Annotated in this window: 21 protein-coding genes; 8 read left to right on the plus strand and 13 right to left on the minus strand. The window is 69.5% G+C overall.

Annotated features, from left to right (window positions below):
* Window position 1 precedes the first annotated feature (1 nt).
* On the plus strand, window positions 2–1228 hold the full coding sequence (locus H284_RS0100510) for an acyl-CoA dehydrogenase family protein (RefSeq protein ID WP_020074767.1): 1227 nt from the start codon (window positions 2–4) through the stop codon (window positions 1226–1228).
* Between the two features lie 16 nt (window positions 1229–1244).
* Here the strand turns inward: H284_RS0100510 and H284_RS0100515 are convergent, their stop codons facing one another.
* From H284_RS0100515 to H284_RS0100525, 3 genes are all read right to left on the minus strand, one after another.
* Window positions 1245–1616, minus strand: coding sequence for a VOC family protein (locus H284_RS0100515; protein WP_020074768.1), 372 nt, complete (start codon window positions 1614–1616; stop codon window positions 1245–1247).
* Window positions 1617–1683: 67 nt separating this feature from the next.
* Window positions 1684–2244: a dihydrofolate reductase family protein gene (locus H284_RS0100520; RefSeq protein WP_020074769.1), complete on the minus strand. Its 561-nt coding sequence runs from the start codon at window positions 2242–2244 to the stop codon at window positions 1684–1686.
* A gap of 173 nt (window positions 2245–2417) precedes the next feature.
* Window positions 2418–3365: an RNA polymerase subunit sigma-70 gene (locus tag H284_RS0100525; RefSeq protein ID WP_020074770.1), complete on the minus strand. Its 948-nt coding sequence runs from the start codon at window positions 3363–3365 to the stop codon at window positions 2418–2420.
* A gap of 523 nt (window positions 3366–3888) precedes the next feature.
* Between H284_RS0100525 and H284_RS0100535 the strand changes: the two genes are divergently transcribed.
* The 3 genes from H284_RS0100535 (at window position 3889) to H284_RS19830 (ending at window position 7397) form a co-directional block, all read left to right on the plus strand.
* Window positions 3889–5802 carry an alpha/beta hydrolase gene (locus H284_RS0100535; RefSeq protein ID WP_231371030.1) on the plus strand — a complete coding sequence of 638 codons (1914 nt, stop codon included), beginning with the start codon at window positions 3889–3891 and terminating at the stop codon, window positions 5800–5802.
* Entirely contained in the window at window positions 5799–6506 is a 708-nt protein-coding gene (locus tag H284_RS0100540; protein WP_231371031.1) for a hypothetical protein, read from the plus strand. Before H284_RS0100535 ends, H284_RS0100540 begins: the two co-directional genes overlap by 4 nt.
* Before the next feature lie 147 nt (window positions 6507–6653).
* Window positions 6654–7397 carry a hypothetical protein gene (locus tag H284_RS19830; RefSeq protein ID WP_020074774.1) on the plus strand — a complete coding sequence of 248 codons (744 nt, stop codon included), beginning with the start codon at window positions 6654–6656 and terminating at the stop codon, window positions 7395–7397.
* 174 nt (window positions 7398–7571) lie between these two features.
* Here the strand turns inward: H284_RS19830 and H284_RS0100550 are convergent, their stop codons facing one another.
* The 3 genes from H284_RS0100550 to H284_RS0100560 all read right to left on the minus strand — a co-directional run bounded on the left by H284_RS0100550 (window position 7572) and on the right by H284_RS0100560 (window position 10827).
* Window positions 7572–7934, minus strand: a complete 363-nt coding sequence (locus H284_RS0100550) for a YciI family protein (RefSeq protein WP_018190985.1) — start codon at window positions 7932–7934, stop codon at window positions 7572–7574.
* Between the two features lie 91 nt (window positions 7935–8025).
* Complete coding sequence (locus tag H284_RS0100555; protein WP_020074775.1) at window positions 8026–8769, minus strand: class I SAM-dependent methyltransferase; 744 nt, start codon at window positions 8767–8769, stop codon at window positions 8026–8028.
* Window positions 8770–8961: 192 nt separating this feature from the next.
* Window positions 8962–10827: a sensor domain-containing diguanylate cyclase gene (locus H284_RS0100560; protein ID WP_020074776.1), complete on the minus strand. Its 1866-nt coding sequence runs from the start codon at window positions 10825–10827 to the stop codon at window positions 8962–8964.
* 321 nt (window positions 10828–11148) lie between these two features.
* Between H284_RS0100560 and H284_RS0100565 the strand changes: the two genes are divergently transcribed.
* Window positions 11149–11364, plus strand: coding sequence for a hypothetical protein (locus H284_RS0100565; protein WP_018190982.1), 216 nt, complete (start codon window positions 11149–11151; stop codon window positions 11362–11364).
* Between the two features lie 18 nt (window positions 11365–11382).
* Here the strand turns inward: H284_RS0100565 and H284_RS0100570 are convergent, their stop codons facing one another.
* The gene (locus tag H284_RS0100570; protein WP_020074777.1) at window positions 11383–11772 is read right to left on the minus strand and encodes a RidA family protein; all 390 of its coding nucleotides are present in this window, start codon (window positions 11770–11772) and stop codon (window positions 11383–11385) included.
* A gap of 188 nt (window positions 11773–11960) precedes the next feature.
* On the opposite strand from H284_RS0100570, the gene H284_RS0100575 reads away from it, so the two are divergent.
* A complete protein-coding gene (locus tag H284_RS0100575) occupies window positions 11961–12359 on the plus strand; it encodes a hypothetical protein (protein ID WP_020074778.1) in 399 nt (132 codons plus the stop codon).
* Between the two features lie 270 nt (window positions 12360–12629).
* The gene (locus H284_RS0100585; protein WP_020074780.1) at window positions 12630–13115 is read left to right on the plus strand and encodes an FBP domain-containing protein; all 486 of its coding nucleotides are present in this window, start codon (window positions 12630–12632) and stop codon (window positions 13113–13115) included.
* A gap of 49 nt (window positions 13116–13164) precedes the next feature.
* Here H284_RS0100585 and H284_RS0100590 read toward each other — a convergent pair whose 3' ends face one another.
* Window positions 13165–14052: a class II glutamine amidotransferase gene (locus H284_RS0100590; RefSeq protein WP_020074781.1), complete on the minus strand. Its 888-nt coding sequence runs from the start codon at window positions 14050–14052 to the stop codon at window positions 13165–13167.
* 119 nt (window positions 14053–14171) lie between these two features.
* Between H284_RS0100590 and H284_RS0100595 the strand changes: the two genes are divergently transcribed.
* Window positions 14172–14396 (plus strand): hypothetical protein, encoded by a 225-nt coding sequence (locus H284_RS0100595; RefSeq protein WP_231371032.1) that lies wholly within the window; start codon window positions 14172–14174, stop codon window positions 14394–14396.
* On the opposite strand, the gene H284_RS0100600 is transcribed toward H284_RS0100595, so the two are convergent.
* The 5 genes from H284_RS0100600 to H284_RS0100620 all read right to left on the minus strand — a co-directional run bounded on the left by H284_RS0100600 (window position 14361) and on the right by H284_RS0100620 (window position 18195).
* On the minus strand, window positions 14361–15047 hold the full coding sequence (locus H284_RS0100600) for a YrhK family protein (RefSeq protein WP_020074783.1): 687 nt from the start codon (window positions 15045–15047) through the stop codon (window positions 14361–14363). The genes H284_RS0100595 and H284_RS0100600 overlap by 36 nt on opposite strands.
* A gap of 50 nt (window positions 15048–15097) precedes the next feature.
* Window positions 15098–15682, minus strand: coding sequence for a universal stress protein (locus tag H284_RS0100605; RefSeq protein WP_231371033.1), 585 nt, complete (start codon window positions 15680–15682; stop codon window positions 15098–15100).
* Between the two features lie 28 nt (window positions 15683–15710).
* Window positions 15711–16139, minus strand: a complete 429-nt coding sequence (locus tag H284_RS0100610; RefSeq protein WP_018190973.1) for a VOC family protein — start codon at window positions 16137–16139, stop codon at window positions 15711–15713.
* A 116-nt stretch (window positions 16140–16255) separates the two neighbouring features.
* Entirely contained in the window at window positions 16256–17323 is a 1068-nt protein-coding gene (locus tag H284_RS0100615; protein ID WP_020074785.1) for a zinc-ribbon domain-containing protein, read from the minus strand.
* 119 nt (window positions 17324–17442) lie between these two features.
* Window positions 17443–18195 carry a methyltransferase gene (locus H284_RS0100620; RefSeq protein WP_020074786.1) on the minus strand — a complete coding sequence of 251 codons (753 nt, stop codon included), beginning with the start codon at window positions 18193–18195 and terminating at the stop codon, window positions 17443–17445.
* Between the last annotated feature and the right edge of the window lies 1 nt (window position 18196).

Genomic DNA, 18196 nt, shown 5'->3' on the forward strand with positions numbered 1-18196 from the left:
CATGACCGACACGACGACCGCCGCCCGTCCCTCCGCGCCCGCGAGCGCCGCCGAAGCGCTCGAACGGCTGGAGCCGATCCTGCAGCGTCTGAGGAGCTCGGCGTCGCGCCGGGAGCGCGAGCACGAGCTGCCGACCGGCGTGGTGCGCGAACTCGCCGATGCGGGGCTCGGTGCTCTGCGCGTCCCGCGTGAGAACGGCGGCGCCGGCCTGACCTTCGTCCAGCTGGGCGAGGTGCTGGTGGAGCTGGCGGCTGCCGACTCCAACCTCCCGCAGATCTTCCGCGGTCACTTCGCCTTCGTGGAGGACCGGCTCACCGCTCCCGCCTCCGCCGAACGCGACGCCTGGCTGGAGCGCTTCACGGCGGGCGAGATCGTCGGCAACGCCTGGAGCGAGACCGGTTCGGTGGGTCTCGGGGACTCCGGGACGCACATCCGTCGCACGCCCGACGGCCCGCGCGTCGACGGCCGCAAGTTCTACACGACCGGCAGCCTCTACGCCGACTGGATCGACGCGACCGCGAAGGACGCGGACGGCACCGACGCGACCGTCCTCCTGCGTGTCGACCAGCCGGGAGTGTCGGTGCGCGACGACTGGGACGGTTTCGGCCAGCAGCTGACCGGCACCGGCACCGCGGTCTTCGACGACGCAGCGGCCTCGCCGGCCGACGTCTTCCGGTTCTCCGATCGCTTCCGGTACCAGACCGCCCTCTACCAGTGGGTGCTCGTCAGCGTGCTGGCGGGCATCGCACAGGCGACCGAACGGGAGGCGGGTGAGGCGCTGCGCGCACGCACGCGGGTGTACAGCCACGGCCTCGCTCCGCTGGCAAAGGACGACGGGCAGCTGCAGGCCGTGATCGGCGAGATCTCGGCGGTCGCGTTCACCGCGCGAGCACTGGTCCGCTCGGTGGGCGAAGCCCTCGATGCGGCCGCCGCCACCGCGTCGCGCCGCGGCACCGCGGAGGACGACGAGGCCAACGTGCGGGCGGAGATCGCCTCGGCGCAGGCGCAGATCGTGCTCAGCCAGTCGGTTCCGCTCGCCGCGACCCGGCTGTTCGACACGCTGGGCGCCTCGGCCGTGAGCCGCGCTGCCGGCCTCGACCGGCACTGGCGGAACGCGCGCACGGTCGCCTCCCACAACCCCTGGGTCTACAAGGCGCGTATCGTCGGCGACTGGAGCGTCAACGGCACGGTTCCGCCCTACATCTGGCAGATCGGAACCGCGGACTGACTCGCGACGGGCTCGTTCAGGCGCCGGCTTCGTCGTCGGCGACCGGCGCCTCCCACAGCTCGATGGGCAGCCCCTCCGGGTCGTGAAGCCGGGCGAACCGGCCGTAGTCGCCATCCCACTCGGCCCTCCGCTCGACCGCGATCCCGGCCGACTCCAGCGAGCCGACCAGCTCATCCAGCCCACTGACCCGCAGGTTCAGCATGAACGGCTGGTCGGCCGCGAAGTAGTCGGAGTCGGCCGGGAACGGCGCGAACACGGTCATGCCGCCCTGCTGCTCCCACACGCTGTCCGAGCCCGCCGCGATCCCGAGATGCTCGCGGTACCAGGCCGCGCGCGCCTCCGGATCACGGCTCCGGATGAACAGTCCGCCGATGCCCTCAACGCCCACTGCGACCTCCTCGCCTCGGCGCTCAGGCTAGCAACCGGCGGGCGCTCCGGGCGATCGATTGCGGCGATCACCCGCGTGTATCGAGCACCGATAGGACGGCCGGGCCGACCTGCTCGGCCGACACGAGCCGCAGTTCGGTCGGGCTGGCGGCGTCGAATAGCCGCCTGCCCGCCCCGACCGCCGTCGGGAACGTCAACAGCCGGTACTCGTCGATGGCGTCCTTCCGCGCCAGTTCGGCGACAACCGATCCGCTGCCGATGACGACCACATCCCGCTGCGGAACCGTCCGGTCGAGCCAGCTCTCCAGTCCGCCGTCCACCGCGGCCGAACCGGACCACGCGTCCAGCGCCACCGGCGTGCTCGCCAGCACGGCCTTGCTCGCCCGGTTCATCGCCCGCGAGAACGGGTCGTCGCGGTTCGGCCAGAGGGTGCTGAAGTGCTCCCACGTGCGGCGGCCGAACAGCAGCGTCCCGGTCTCGAGGATGCTGCCCAGCCGGAACTTGTCCCCCGCGACCCCCTGCGGCCCGAACCGCATCGCCCAGCCGCCGAACGGCGTGCCGTCGCTGCCGTCCGGATCCTCCACCACGCCGTCCAGCGTGATGAACTGCACCACGATCACTCGTCCCATTCGCTCGTCTCCTTCTGTTCGCTCTCGTTGCGTTCACACGTGCATACGAACGAGCGCTCCCAAACTCATCTCCGCCCTCTCCGCCCACCGTCGAGTCCGCAAAAACTGCACGCTTGCGGGCCCCGGAGCGTGCAGTTTGTGCGTACTCGACGGTGGGGGTCTGTGGGTGGAGGTCAGGGTGTGGGGGCGAAGAGGGCGAAGAGGCGTGGGTCCTGGTAGACGAGCACGCTGGCGATGGCGTCGCCGCGGGAGGTCTCGGACCCGTCGAAGAGCTGGACGGTGTGCGGCTCGCGACCCTGCTCGGTGACCCGGTACAGGAGGAAGCCGTGCTGGCCGTTCGCGGTGATCGGCTCGGTCGCCCACGCGGTGCCGCGCCAGGCGAACAGGTGCGCCATGAAGGCGGCGAACGGTGCGCGTCCGACCGACCACTGCGGCACCGGCGGCATCTCGAACACCACATCGTCGGCGACCAAAGATGCCAACGCCCTCACATCGGCGGCCCGGATCGCGGCCGCGTAATGTTCGACGACGCCAGGGCGGAGTGGCTGTGCGCGCCGCGTCCCTTCGCGGATCGCTGCGCGAGCCCGCTGCAGCGCCGAGTTCGCCGACGCGACGGAGACGTCGAGCACGGCCGCGGTCTCCCCCGCGGTGAGCCCGATCACCTCGCGGAGCACGAACGCACCGCGCTGGAGCGGGGACAGCGTCTGCAGCATGGCCGTCACGGCGAACCGCACCTCCTCCGCCTCCTCCGCCGCCGAGGCAGGCTCCGAGTCGGATGCCGCACGGCCGGCCCAGCCCGTCGGCGCGGGCAGCAGCCACGGAACGTCGAAGGCCGGCACGAGCGGCGCGCCCACCTCGATGCCCGGATCCGTCAGGTCACGGGGAAGCGGCCGCCGAGGGGTCTGCCGCAGCCGGTCGACGCAGACGTTGCGGGCGACGCGGTAGGCCCAGGTGACGAAGGATGCGCGGGCCGGGTCGAAGCTGTCGCGCGAGCGCCACATCCGCTCCAGCGCATCCTGCACCGCATCCTCGGCCTCGAACGGCGACCCGAGCAGCTGGTACGAGAACGCGAGCAGACCCCGGCGGACGCCCGCCAGGTCCGCCTCCGAGAACGCCGCCATGGGCTGATCCTAGTGACGGCAGGCCGCCCGCGCGGCGGCCCGCTGATCGAGGACCCACAGCTCGGCGAGGCCTCCGGACGCGGCCGCAATTGCGGTCATGCCGCCGCGCCGTGTTGCGGAGGAATGATACGGTCTGCGAGAAATACCGATTGAAATGTTGGAGCGCAGATGGTCAGGGCTGTCGGGGTCGATACGGCCGCGTTGAAGGCGGGTGCGAAGTCGCTGAAGGGGGCGGTGATGGGCCGTCGCCCCTCGGCGACGGAAGGAACGGGTTTCGGGTCGGCGGTGTCGGAGGGAGCCGTCGGACGATTCGAGGCGTATTGGGTTCCGGGTCAGACGGCCGTCGATGACCTGATCGGGACGTTGGCCGGAGCTCTGGAGCAGGCGACCGCGTCGTATGAGCGGCGCGATACCGAAGACGCTCAGTGCCTGACGAGTGGCGGGGGTCAGTTCGTTGGGTTCTAGGGCGGAGGATTGGTCGCCGGTCGGGTTCGAGGCGGATCCGACGCCGGGTGATCGGGAGATGGTGGAGGCACTGGGCGCCCATCTTCGGACGTGGTCGGAGCGGTTGGATCGTCAGGCGGAGGTGTCGAGGAACGTGCTGGATACCCGTCTGGGTGCGGCGTCGTGGTCGGGTTTGGCTGCGGATGTGTTCTCGGACAGGTTGCGTTCGTTGATGTCGTCGGCCTCGGATGCCGCTGCACGCCACGCTGAGGGGGTTGAGGCGGCGACTCGGTGGTCGGGGTCGATGGGGCTGGCGCAGAGTGATGCGGATCGGGCGTTGCGGGACGCAGAGGACGCGTTGGCGGATCTCGAGTTGGCGCAGGAGTCGGTGGCGGCACTGGGGGCCGAGCATGCCGCCCTTCTGTCGGCGCTGAGTGCGGTGCAGAAGGCGTACGCCTCCACCGAGAAGCCGCCGCCGGGCAAGAGCGCACCATCGGCCGGGGAGGTGTCGGCCGCCCGCCGGCGGGAGCAGGAGGCCAGCGCAGACCTGACGACGGCGCGGTTCGCGGTGGAGGACGCGCAGGAGCGCCTGGAGGATGCGAAGCGTCGAGCCCGGGATGCGAAGCGTGAGTATGACGCGGCCGAGAAGGTGTTCGCGGACGCGCTGGATGCGGCGTTGCACGGCGCACTGACCACCGTCGCGAAGCCGGAACTGCAGGCGTTCGCGTCGATGGTGGGAAAGCTGTCGAAGATCTCACCGACCGCGAGCGTGAACGCCACCCTGCTGGACACGCTGAAAAGCCTGACACCCCAGGAACTGGCCACCCTGGTCGCCGACGACCCGCCGATCCTGCAGCAGTTCTGGCAGCACCCACCGTCCCCGGACCAGGTCGCGACATGGTGGACGGGCCTCGACCCCGAGGCGCAGGGTGCGATCGAGGTGGCCGTGCCCGGGGTTCTGGGCAACCTGGCCGGGCTGCCGTACGCGGTCCGCGGCCGCTGCAACCTCGAGATCTACAAAGCAGCCCGATCCCATTCGGGCACTCTGACGCCTCAGCAGCGAAAGGTCTTGACCGCTCTAGGAGACGTCCTTGCCGATCCGTCAGCGTCGCTGATCTGCTTCAACCTGGACGCGTCGGTGCCGATGGTCGCGGTCGGATACGGCGACCTGGACACGGCCGACACCGTGACATGGGCGGCACCGGGGATGCTCTCCGACGCCGCCGACGCGACCAAGGGGTGGTCGCGGTCCGCGAAGAACCTCTACACCCAGCAGAACCTTGTCGACGATCGCACGCATGGGGTTGTGGCCTGGTTGGGGTATGACACGCCGGACCTGGTAACAGTGAACAATCCGGCGGCAGCGCAGAACGGCTCATGGCGGTTCGCAGCGGAACTGGATGGCACCTGCGCCGCCCGCACTGCCAAACCTGCCTACGTGTCGGTGGTGGCACATTCGTATGGCACGACGATGGCGGCGGATGCGTTGACCCACACCAAACATCCGGTCGATTCCTTCACCATGCTCGGCTCCGCCGGAATCGACACGCAGGTGGTGACGTCGCTGTCCGACCTACACGTGAAACAAGCAAGTGGTTCTGCTGCCATCTACACGACGGCGGCCGCCTTGGACTATCTCGCCCCCTTCGGGTCGACGGTCGGAGGTCGCGCCGAACCGAACCCGGAAGCGGCCTTCTCTCCGGCAGCCGCCGCCGCGAACGCGGTATTGGTGATGCCGCCCAAAGTCATGGGCGGCGCGCAATCGTTCTCCTCCGAAGGCGCCGTCCTCCCCGGCGGTGACGTGCTCAAACCGACCAAGGGTCATAGTGCACTGGGCGGGACCCCGGCCGAGAACGACCCGAACCTGATGAACGGGACAGCACCCGTCGGCCACGGATACCTCGATCCGAAGACAGAGTCGCTGTACAACGCCGCCTATACGACGATCGGGTTGCCCGGAGAAGTCGTGGGCGGCTTGAGGCCGACCGGATGAGCCACCTCGTGAGTGCGATCGTAGGTCGGGCCGTGAAGAAGCACTGTGTCGCGGTCGTGCTGGTCGTGGCCGTGTCGTTGTTAGGAGGATGTATGTCTGTTCCCGCTCTGCGTGACCCTGTCCCGCACACCCCGAATGGTCCGGAGAAGACCATCACGCAGTTGCTGACCCAGTGGGAGGACCTCACCAACGCCGCCATCGCGGCCACCGGGCACACCGAGGGCTGGTTCCGCGGACCCATGCAGGACAAGAAGCCATGGGACCCGGCCGCCGAAGAGGTAGGCCTGGCACCGTGCGCCACAACAACATCGGACGACGCTTCCCAGGTTTCAGCGATCGTTACCCACGTCGCATTCGAGCATGATCCGCATCCCATCGCGGATAAGCTCACCGCCTACTGGGAGAGCCAAGGCTTCACCGTCACCCGAACCATTGACTGGACCTCCCCCTCGGGCAAGACAAGCGTTGAGGTCCGCGCGGAGCGGTCTGACGGGGTCTTTTACGGTCTCACCGCCACCACGGAACAGGTAGGAATCGACGTACTGACGGAGTGTTCCGCGGACCCCTCAATCCATGAGTGGGCGGAGGAACGGGTGCAACGGAGACTCGATTCTCTCTACTCGACACCAACCCCGTCATCGGCTGCAGAAACCGGCATCGCGGACACCGCAGCGGATATCGACGACCGGTTCTGGGGATTCTGACGCGTGACAGCGCAAACAGGTCCCCGCCAACTCTTGACGGTTTCCGTCCACCGAATCGAGGACCCGGGTGTCTACGGATACAGACCACGCCGCCTTCATCGCGAGCGGCCAGCCCTGGAGAGTTGAAGGCGAAATGAGGCACTCCTGATGAGCCACCTCGTGAGTGCGATCGTAGGTTGGGCCGTGAAGAAGCACTGTGTCGCGGTCGTGCTGGTCGTGGCCGTGTCGTTGTTAGGAGGATGTATGTCTGTTCCGGCTCTGCGTGATCCTGTCCCGCACAGCCCGGATGGTCCGGAGAAGACCATCACGCAGTTGCTGACCCAGTGGGAGGACCTCACCAACGCCGCGATCGCGGCCACCGGGCACACCGAGGGCTGGTTCCGCGGACCCATGCAGGACAAGAAGCCATGGGACCCGGCGGCCGAAGAGGTAGGCCTGGCACCGTGCGCCACTACCGCCTCGGATGACGCTTCTCAGGTCCGAGCCGTGGTTACCCATGTCGCGTTCGAGCGTGATCCTCATCCGATCGCGGACACCCTCTCCGCGTATTGGGAGAGCCAAGGCTTCACCGTGACCAGAACCGTCGACTGGGCTGACGGGAAAGGCTGGATGGACATCGCGATCCGCGCGGAGCGCTCCGACGGGGTCTTTTACGGTCTCACCGCCACGACGGAGCAGGTAGGAATCGATGTGTACACGGAGTGTTCCGCGGACCCCTCGATCGATGAATGGGCGGAGGAACGGGTGCAACGGAGACTCGATTCTCTCCACTCGACCCCGATACCGTCGTCGGCAGCAGAAACCGGCGTAACGGACACCGCAGCGGATACCGACGACCGGTTCTGGGGCTTCTACCGTGTGACGGGGGACACGCCCCCCGTCAACTCTTGACGGTTTCTGTCCTCCGAATTGAGGACTCGACGGCCCGCGGGTTAGCGTTGTCGAGGCCCGGGGATGCCGGACCGACGCGGATACGAATTCTCAGCGAAAACGTCTCAACCCGACGCGAAACGGAACGGCATCCCGGGAAACCCTCTCCCCTGTGTTGCGCAGCGCGCGCGGCGTTCAGCCCGCGCTGTGGTCGACCAGCGGCTGCACCTGCACCCCGCTGTGGTCGTGCCGGGCCTCGGCGAGACCCGACGCCAGAGCGACCGCCGCGTCCCGGTCGGGCACGTCGATGACGTAGAAGCCGCCGACGACCTCCTTCGCCTCGGTGAACGGGCCGTCGACCGCGATCGGCTCCCCGTCGTCACCGCGCCGGACGGTCACCGCGGTCTCCGGCCCCTGCAGCTCGCCGGACGCGACCACGGCATCCCCTGCCTTCTGCCAGAACTCGCGGTGGGCGGAGTCGATCTCCGCGCGCTCGTCAGCGGACATCGCCTTCCATCGGTCCGCGTCGCCCTGGATGAGAATGATGAACTGGCTCATCGGTCATGCCTTCCTGTTGTCGGAACATCTTCTGACCAGGCGTCGAACGAACACGCCGGAAATCGACACGGGCGCAGGGATGCGAGCGGCCTCACCCGACGCGGTCGAGGAGGATGAGGGGTGTCCGGTAGTGCTCGGTCACCGTCCCGCCGAGGTCGCGGACCGCGCGAGCGGCCTCCTCGGCCTCCGCCTCAGACCAATCGCTGAACGTCGTGAACAGCCCGCGCACCCCGTCCTCATCGAGATCGATGGCCCACGCGAACTCGGCCACATGCGACGCACGGAAGTACCCGCCGGACTCCAGCAGCCGGGCCCACTTCGCCGTCTGCGACTCGTCCGGTCCGGGCCGGGGCGGCGCATCCCGCCGGTCGACGATCGCCTGCACCCGCTCACGGAACGGCGTCGGCGCCACGGCAGCGTCCCCGTAGGCGTTCCGCCAGACCGTCAGGTGTGCTCCCGGCACCAGTGCCGAGTGCAGCTTCGGCAGGACCACACCGAGGTCGAACCAGTGCACCGCGGTCGCGATCGTCGCGAGGGTGAAGGATGCGGTGGGCAGGTCCGCCTCCTCCGCCGTCGCCGCGATCACCCGCACATCCGGAAACCGTTCGGCGAGCCGTGCCGCCAGCGCCGGGCCCGGCTCGACGGCGGTCACCTCCATCCCCGCCTCCACCAACCCTCGGGTCGCCTGCCCGCTCCCGGCGCCCAGATCGAGTGCCCGCGCGCCGGCAACCAGCAGCCCGAGCTCAGCGAGCCGCTCCCACAGCGCAGCCGGATACGGCGGCCGAGCGCGGTCGTACAGGTCGGCGTGCCGATCGAAATGCATCGGGTCGGGCATGCGCCGACGATACCGCGGACCGCCGCCGGGCGGACGTGGCGAGGTGCCCGTTGCGACGGAAGCATCGGGCACCTCTGCGCACGGATCCCGTATCCCCCACCATGCGCAATCGCCATCGTGGCGGACTCGCGCACGACCGCGAAAGACGGTGGATGCGGTCGACCGCCGGCGACCCGGGCGCGCTGGCCGCGGTCAGAGCGACACGCGGTTGCGGCCCTGCTTCTTCGCCCGATACATGGCGGCATCCGCCGCGTCGAGCAGCTGCTTCGCCGTGAGCCCCGCCTCGATGGGCAGCACGCCGCACGACGCCGTCACGGTCATCGGGCCGCGCGCGGTGTCGATCGGCAGTGCGATCTCGTGTACCAGCCGTGCGGCGAACCGCTCGCCGTCCTCCGGCGTCACACCGACGCTGAGCACCACGAACTCGTCGCCCGCCAGGCGGGAGATCACGTCGGTGGCGCGGCTGCCCCCAGTGAGGCGCTCGGCGACCGTCCGCAAGACGGCATCCCCGGTCTCGTGCCCGTGCCGATCATTGATGGCCTTGAAACCGTCCAGGTCGAGGAACAGCAGCACGCCGCCGTCACCCTGCACGACCGCGGACTCGAGGCGGTGCTCCAGGGAGCGCCGGTTGTGCAGGCCTGTCAGATGGTCGATCAGCGCGAGCTGGGCGAGTCGCGCCTCCTGCCGGCGATCGAGTGCACGGGCGAGGTCGCGGCCCAGTTCACGCGCCTCCTCGGGGATGGTTCCCCACGCCAGCGCCGTGCCCTCTACGCTCTGCCGCCACTCCGAGAACGACCGGCGCGGTGACAGCGGGGTGTCGCGGTTCTCCGGGCTCTGGTCGCCGAGCCAGCGGATCACCTGCGTGACCTCATGCCGGAAGAACAGCAGGACACCGTGAGCGCCGACCGGAACGACGAGCAGTCCCGCGAAACCGGGCATCAGCGCTGCCAGTGCGGGATGGGTGCGCTGCAGCTCACTCGTGTGGAACGGTTCGATCCCGACGGCGGAGAGCAGCAGGCTGCGGTCGATCGTCGGGACGTCGCCCACGCTGCGGCTCACCCCATCCAGAGCCAGCACCGCGCCATCGGCGCCGACCAGCCGGCACAGCTCGTCTCCGCTGTCGACCAGCGTCAGCAGGGGCTCAGCGGACGACGGGATGCCCGCGAGCGCCGCCGCGCGCTGCTCGCGGATGGTGAGGTCTCGGCGCAGCCGCGCGATCGACTCGAGGGCGGCGAGCTGCAGGGTCAGCTGGGTAGCGAGCACCTCCAGCGCGCGGCGGAGCAGGATGGGCATGCGCCGCTCGGTCCTGTGCGCGCAGGTAATCATGCCGGTCAGCCGGTCGTCCTCGATCAGCGAGAACGACACCGTGGACGCCTGGCCCATGTTGCGCATGAACTGCAGGTGGTGGGGCGAGACCGCCCGGAGCTCGCCGCTGCTGAGGTCGAGCGGCGGAACGTTCTCGTCGACGGACACGAGCGGGGTGCCGGGGTCCTCGGTGCTCACGATCTGGCGAGACAGCTTCGTCAGGTACAGCGAACGCGCCTGCTGCGGGATGTCGGATGCGGGAAAGTGGAGGCCGCGGTATGACTCCATGTCGGGCTCGGACGCCTCCCCCGCGACCTCGCCATGGCCGTCCTCGAAGAAGCGGTAGACCATGACGCGGTCGAACCCGCTGATCCGCTTGACCTCCTCGGCCGCCGCCTGACGAAGCTCCGCCGCACTCGCGACGAGCCCCAGCGACCGGATCGCGCCGACCACGGACGCGGTCGGCAGATCCCGGGCAGTCGGGGCCGGCTCCAGCTCGATGACGACCTGCTCGCCAAGGCGGTGCGTGATGGCGTCGTACGGCTCGCCCTGCAGGTCGACGCGGACCGGGTCGCCGTGCGTCTCGGCCGCGATGCTCCACTCCAGGGTGGGACTTCCGAGCTCGGACACGGAACGGCCGAGCCACTGCGCCGCGTTCTCGCTCGCGGTCACGATCTCGTAGGTCGCTGCGCTGACGACCAGCAGCATTCCGAACGACTGGATCCGGCCGGGGGTGCGGATCGGCTCCTTCACACACTCTTCGAGTCTCCGAAGCTCCGACGCGTCGGGAACCGCACCACCATCCACCACCTCTCGACCCTAGCCCAGACCCACGCGCCGCGTGACCGGGGCGGACATCCGTCGCGCCGCCTGATGTCTCCTCCCTTTCCGCCGCCGCGCGAAAGGGAGGAGATACTGGTCGGCTTCCCGGTGTGTCGCGAGAAAGGGAGGGGACGCGACCCGCCCCGCCGATCAGCACCTCCGTTTCCGCCGCGGAGCGGAGCAGTGGACGACCCGGGGGTGTGCTGCGGGTGCCGGGCGGTGGATGATGCCTACAGACACGGAAGGACGCACATGGACGAGACAGCGAACACCGACCGCTCCGAATACCCCGACGACGCCGGTTACCCCGACGGCCAGGGCACCCTCGACGAAGGGACCGGCGCCTTCCGCGGCCCGACCGGCGACGAAGCGGCCGACGACGGCGGCCGGGACGACACGGGACTCGAGGGCGAGGAGGTCGTCGAGGAGCTGTCCGAGTTCGACGGGCCGGATGAGCGGGACGAGTAGCGAGCGACCAGTGGCCGCCTAGCGCGGAACCGCCGCCACCGCGTCGATCTCCACCAGCGCACCGGGCCGCGCCGGAGCGACGGTGAGCACCGTCACCGCGGTCCGCTGGTCGCCCCACACCGCCCGCGTCGCCCCGTACGCGTCGGTCGGGTCGATCCCGGGCGCCAGGTGGATGGTGAGCTTGGCGACCTGCTCGGGCCCGCTCCCTGCCTCCTCGAGCACGGCGAGGAGGTTGCGGAGCGCCTGCTCCGTCTGAGCGGCGAGGCCGTCCAGCAGAGCGCCCTCCGCATCCACCCCGTTCTGGCCGCCGACGAAGAGCAGCGGACCCGGTGGGACGATCATCCCCTGCGCGAAGGCCGGGCTGCGGTACAGCTGGGGCGGGTCGACGGGGGTCGGTGTCTCGGACATGGCGCGTCCTCCCTGGTGACGTCTGGTGAGTCTCCAGTGTCCCGCCGACCCCTGACACCGCGGCTGCCGAATAGCAGTCGGGTACGGTTCCTCCCCCGCGACTGACGGATCCGGCGCGCCTGCCGACTATGACTGAGGAAGGGCGGACGCCTCGCTCCGCCGTACTGTCCCCGACCCCGAGGAATCCCGTGTCTCAGCCGCTCTCCGCCGCCGCCCGCACTGCACCGACCGTCATCACCGCCTCCTTCTGGCTGTGGATCGCCAGCACGGTGGTGAGCTTGATCGCGTTCGCCATCCTTCTCCCCGGCCTGTTCGGCGGCGCGCCGGACGCGGGCGGGATCGCCGCCGGCTCCGTCGCCGGAGCGATCATCGGCTCCGCGCTCCGCGTGTTTCTCGCGATCTACCTGCTGCGCGGAGCGAACTGGGCGCGCATCGTGCTCACCGTCATCGGCGTGGTAGTTCTGCTCACCGGCATCCCGTCGCTCCTGACCGGCGACCTGCTCGGGCTGCTCGTCGTGCTCATCGTCGTCGTCGCCGCCGTGCTCATGTGGCTGCCCGCGGCGCGCCCGCACTTCCGCCGGGCCTGATCCCGGGCGGCTGTCGCGCCTCGCTGTTGACAGCCCCCGGTAGAGTGGATGTGTGAACCCGCTCATCTCGCAGCCTGACGCCGCCCTCGCGGCCGACGGGCTTCTGGAGGTCGTCGGCGCGCTCAGCGCCGGCGTCAGAGCGTTCTGACCCCGTTTCGGTGATCTCTCGCGCGCACGGCGCGCGATCCGCTGCCGCGGTATGCCCGCGCGCGGACCACTTCCCCCATCGGCTCGACCGATGACGGTTTCAGACATGTCAGGCGTTCATTCATGCATTCATTGACCGAGCAGCAGCTCCGTTCCTCCTTCGTCAACGCGTCCCAGCGCGAGCGCAAGGAGCTCACCATCCCCGACCTGGCGCAGGTGCGCTGGGACGACATCGACTACCTCGGCTGGCGCGACCGCAAGCTGCCCGCCCTCGGGTACGTCGTGGCCGAGATCGACGGCGAGCCTGTCGGCGTCCTCCTGCGCCAGGCGGAGGGCCGCGTCCGATCGCGTCCGCAGTGCTCCTGGTGCGAAGACGTGCACCTGCCCAACGAGGTGCTCTTCTTCATCGCGAAGCGCGCCGGGAAGGCCGGCCGCAACGGCAACACCCTGGGCACGCTGGTGTGCGCCGAGTTCCAGTGCTCGGCCAACGTCCGGAAGCGACCGCCGACCGCTTACGTCGGCTTCGACGTCGAGGCGGCCCGGCTCGCCCGCATCGAGGCTCTGCGGGAGCACGTCGACGCGTTCGTCCGCAGGGTGATGGCCGAGTGAGAGCCGCCCGGTGAGAGCCGGCGAGTAGGACCTGGGTGAGGCGGCCCCGTCAGGCCGCCTCACTCAGGAACGGCTCGTGCCGGTATCCATCGTCGTCCAGCACGGCGACCGTGTTCTCCGGCACCTCCACGAAGGCGCCGGGCATGTCGTTGAGCGGCTCGGAGACGACGACCTTGGCGTGGTCGCCGAACACGTCCAGCCGGGCGGCATCCGGGAACATCTCCCGCAGCTCCGGCACGGCCACCGAGTGGAAAAGCGAGCGGCTGCGCTGGGCGGACGAGTAGCGGAACGCCCACATCCTGGTCCCGTCGGACACCGCGAACGTCCCTTGCACCGGGAACTGGATGCCGTGCTTGTGCCCGGTCTCCTCGACGAATCGCAGCGCCCGCCCGAGGCCGGCGACCGGGTCGTCCATCAGGCCAATCGTGAGGGCCACGTAGAACAGGGTCTCCGTGTCGGTCGTCCCCTGGATGAGCGGGAACAGCTCCGAGTCGACCGAGAATGCCAGGTCGCGCTTCATCTTCGTGAAGCCGTCGAGGAATCCGTTGTGCATGAACAGCCAGTTCTCGTAGCGGAACGGATGGCAGTTCGACTGCTGGATGGGCGGATGCGCCGCGGCCCGCACGTGCCCGAAGAACAGCGGGCTGGCGATGGCGTTGGTGAGCTCGTGCAGGTTCTCGTCGTGCCACGCCGGCTCGATGCTGTGGAACAGCGCGGGGATATTGCCCTCGCTCGTATCCTCCGGGTACCAGCCGAAACCGAAGCCGTCGCCGTTCACGGTCTCCGCGCCGAGCGGCGAGTTGAGCGACTGGGCGACCAGGGAGTGCTGCGCGTCCAGGATGAGGACGGCGGGTTTCAGGGGCTCCCCCGAGTATGCAAGCCAGCGGCACATGACGACCTCCTCGAACGTGGTGGGCCCTGCGGACGGCTTGACCATAACCCCGGTCCGGCAGCCGCGGGAATACACCACTTCCGCCGACGGCGCGGCAGGCGACCACGCCGTCCTGGAGCTGTCAAGGGATGGCCGCGGAACGCTCGGTCTACTTGGCTGGACACATGAAGACGCACGCACGGTTCCTCCGTCAGGGGCTGGAGGTGACGGAGATCTCGAACCGCGAATGGCGGGTGAGTGACACCCGGTTCGCCGAGATCGGTGCTCCGGACGTGGTCGGCTTCATCCTCCAGCTGGAGGGGATGTTCGAGGTGACGCAGATCGGCCGGCCCGGCCAGCGCACCTATTTCCGTTCATTCGACGCCGCTCTGGACGCTCTGCGGGCCTGATCGCCTCCGGTCCCGGCGGCGCGTCCGTACGGGGATCGAGCGACGGCTGAGCACAGCGGCCACCAGGAAGCACGCCGCGCCGAGGAACGTGCCAACGTTCGCCCAGAACAGGCTCACCAGCGACCCCGTCGACGGGATGACGTAGGCGCCGACGGCGGAGAACGCGAACAGCACGGAGCCGAGCATGTTCAGCCAGGTGCCGTGCCAGGTGCGTGCGCGGGGATCCCACAGGCGGTCCCGGTCGACGGTCGCGACGACGGCGAGGGCGCTGGCGACCAGGAAGCAGATCGAGCCGAAAGCGTCCGGCCGCCAGCCGCTCCCCACTCGGGCCGCATCGTTGACCGCGGTGAGGAGCGCCTCGGTGGTGCTGACGTTGAAGAACAGGGTGCCCGCGAACTGGATGGCGGCCGCCCACCAGTCGAACAGGTCGGGGCGCTCGCCTCCGCGTCGTGGCGGCTTTCGGCCGCTCAGCGCCAGCTGTACGAAGGCGGCGGCCGTGAAGAACAACGCGCCGACGAAGAACGTGACGGCGGCGATGACCGGGCCGACCGCCTCCTGGTAGTAGGGCACTGCGCCGATCAGGAAGAACAGCGACCCGATCGCGAACCCCCAGGCCTCCCGCCTGAGTCGGATGGCGCGTTCTGCCGGCATGGTCGAAGACTAGAGCGCGGGATGCGTTCGGCGGCAGTGGGTCGTTCGGCTCACGCGAGCGTCGGACCGTTCCGGTCTTTCGTCACCGGCACGACCACGACCGGGACGGTCTGGTCGTGCGTCAGGTGCGCTCCGACCGATCCGGCCAGCCAGTTCTCCAGGGTGTGCGAGAACCCGCGGCGGTGCGTGCCGACCACGATGATCCGCGCGTCGACCTCGACGGCCAGCCGTGCGAGCGCCTTGGCCGGATCGCCGGCGAGCAGGCGGAGCGCCCAGTTCGAGGGCTTGTCCGCTCTTTCGTCGAGCGCTGATCCGATGGCGGCCGACAGCGCGAGGACCGCTTCGCCCTCGCCGGATCCGACCTCCGTGGGGTGCAGTGACTCCCCCGCGACGTCGGATGGATCCCATTCGGTCAGGTAGCTGTCCTCCGAGACGTACGCGCACAGCAGCGGACGCTCGAACTCGACCGCCAGGCGCGCCGCTTCGTCGAGCACCGCCCGGGCCTGGCCGCGGTGCACCCCGACGATGATCGCGCCGCGGAGGTCCGGGTCGCTCGGGTCCGGGTCGCTCGGGTCCGGGTCGCTCCGGTCCGGGTCGCTCCGGTCCGGAGCAGCATCCGCGGGAGGCTCGTCCATCTCGACCACCGCCCGATCCGGCGCCGGCCTAGGCCTCCGCCGCCTGCGGCGTCCCGGCGATGTTCACCAGCCACTGCACGCCGAAGCGGTCGACCGCCATGCCGAAGCTGTCGCCCCAGGGAGCCTTGTTAAGCGGCTCGACCACGGTTCCGCCGTCGATGAGCTTCTCCCAGTAGCCGGTGAGCTCTGCCTCGTCGTCGCCGCTCAGCGAGATGCTGATCGCGCTGCCCTCGGTGAAGTCCATGTGTGCCGGGACGTCCGCAGCCATGAGCGTGAAGCCGCCCGGTGTCGTCAGCTGCGAGTGCATGATCAGGTCGTTGTCGGCCGGGTCTTGAGCCATCTGGAACTCGGCGAAGGTGCTGCGCTGCACCTCTCCGCCGAAGACCGACTGATAGAAGTCCATCGCTTCGCGCGCGGACGAACGGAAGTTCAGGTACGGGTTGAGTGTCGACGGCATGGTGTCCTCCTTGTGAGAGCTCCGGAGAGCCGGTAGGTGCCGGTTCGCCGCCCAGCGTAGCGAGCACCCGCCGCCCGGGACCAGAGCCTTCACGCACGAGAAGGCATGCGATGCGGTCAGCGCAGGTACGCCGCGACGAACAGGTCGCCGCGGATCTCCCCCAGCCGCGCGACGATCCGGTCCGCCAACGCGTCGGTGATTCCGCCGGCGTGCACGTCGTAGGGGCCGATCGGCTGGAGCTTGCCACACCGGACGCGCACCACCTCCCATCCCGAGGCGCGCAGCAGACGGTCCTTGCGGCGGTCCGAGGTCTCACGCGGACCGACGTGCTCCAGACCGTGCCTCCCGGTGGTGTCGTACTCGATCGCGACGCGGAGTTCGGGCAGCAGGATGTCGGGCCATACCTCCAGATGGGAGTGGAACGGTTTCGCGACCCGGACGGCGTTCTTCGACAAGTCGATGTCCAACCGCTCGGCGAGACGCCGCTTCAGTTCCGGTTCGGCTGCGGAGGCGGGCGTCGGCGCCCAGCGGCTGACGAACGCCTCGCCGACCGGCACTGCGTCCGCCCCGGCACGGGCATGCCGGCAGATCGGGCACCTCCTTCCGCCGAGGATGCGCTCGATGCTCGTCTGGTACGACGGATGCCCTTTCTCGCACTGCCAGGAGAACGTCCCCGCCGTGCTGTTCGCGTTCGACACGGCGACGCGCGATCCGAGGGCGGCCATGCTCACCAGCTGCTCGCGCGTCAGCGCTTCGCGATCGAGCCGGCGGCAGAGATAGCAGCGGTCGTCGCTTGGGTCGTTCTCGATCCTCCGCAGGTCGCGAGCGTGGCCGCACACGTGCAGTCCGGCATCCGGCTCCGCTGCCCGCACCGGTTTCGGCGCCGCAGCCTCGGCGCACCGCGGGCACCACGCCGAGCGGCGTCGCGTCCCGCCTGGCCGAGCCCGCTGCTCCTCCGGGGTCGCGACGAACCGGTGGCCGGAGTCGCACTCCCACACCAGGTAGACGTCGGCCGCGGGCGGCACCTGCGTCAGCGTGATCCCGTGGTTGAGGTCGGGATGGTACTGGCGGACGAGCACGGGATACCGCTCCCAGTCGGTGCGGTACCGCCCGACCTCGTAGGGCACGGCGACGCCCTTCGACCACTGGCGGCGCGCCCACCACTGCTCGACGCTCTCCGGCACGGCATCCCTCCTCATCCCGAGGCTAGAACGCACCACCGTCACTGCACCCCCGCAGATTCGTGCCGAATGTGCGCTTTCGCGGCGCCAGAGCGCACATTCGGCACGAATCTGCGCGCGGCTCAGAGCACGAACGGGAGGAGAGCGCGCCGCTCGGAGGGGTAATCCGGGAACGTCTCCCGGTACCAGCGGTGGTTCGCGAACGCCCGGGGCGCCAGGTTCGCGAACGTGTACAGCGCGAATGCGGTGCCCGCGAGAGACCAGGTGGCGATCGCCCATCCCGTCCACTCGATCATCTCGCCGAGGTAGTTCGGGCTGGAGACGTACCGGAAGCCGCCGCCCTGAGGGATGCGGTACCCGCCTCCCGACCGTCGCAACAGCCGCAGGGTGCGGTCGGAGCGCGCATTCAGCGTCAGCCCGCCCGCGAACAGCACGACGCCCGCCCAGAAGCGCCAGTCCGCCAGCCACGACACGGGATAGCTCCCGTACTCCGAGATCCACCGCGCGTTGACCCACGCGTTCAACAGGTTGAAGCCGATCGCCAGCAGCATCACGAGCACGGGCATGCGCGACCCGGAGCGCATCAGGAACGGGTAGACGAACGCCCGGTAGACGTAGTGCACGAGCCAGAGCGCCAGGAACAGCAGCGGCACCGGGTCGAAGCGGTGCGATCCGAGCAGGTAGAACACCACGAAGAGGATGGACGCGGGCGCCTCCATGACGACCCAGCCGACCCGCGCGGGCACCGTCGGGCCCCATCCACCGCGCCCATGCCGCCCGCCGTACGGCGCGACGATGAACAGCAGCGCGACGAACGTCACGACGGCCAGCGCGATCTCGGCGTAGACGAACCAGCGGTAGGGTCCCTCGGGCATG

The sequence above is a fragment of the Cryocola sp. 340MFSha3.1 genome, assembly GCF_000383315.1.
In the GTDB taxonomy this organism is placed as follows: domain Bacteria; phylum Actinomycetota; class Actinomycetes; order Actinomycetales; family Microbacteriaceae; genus Leifsonia.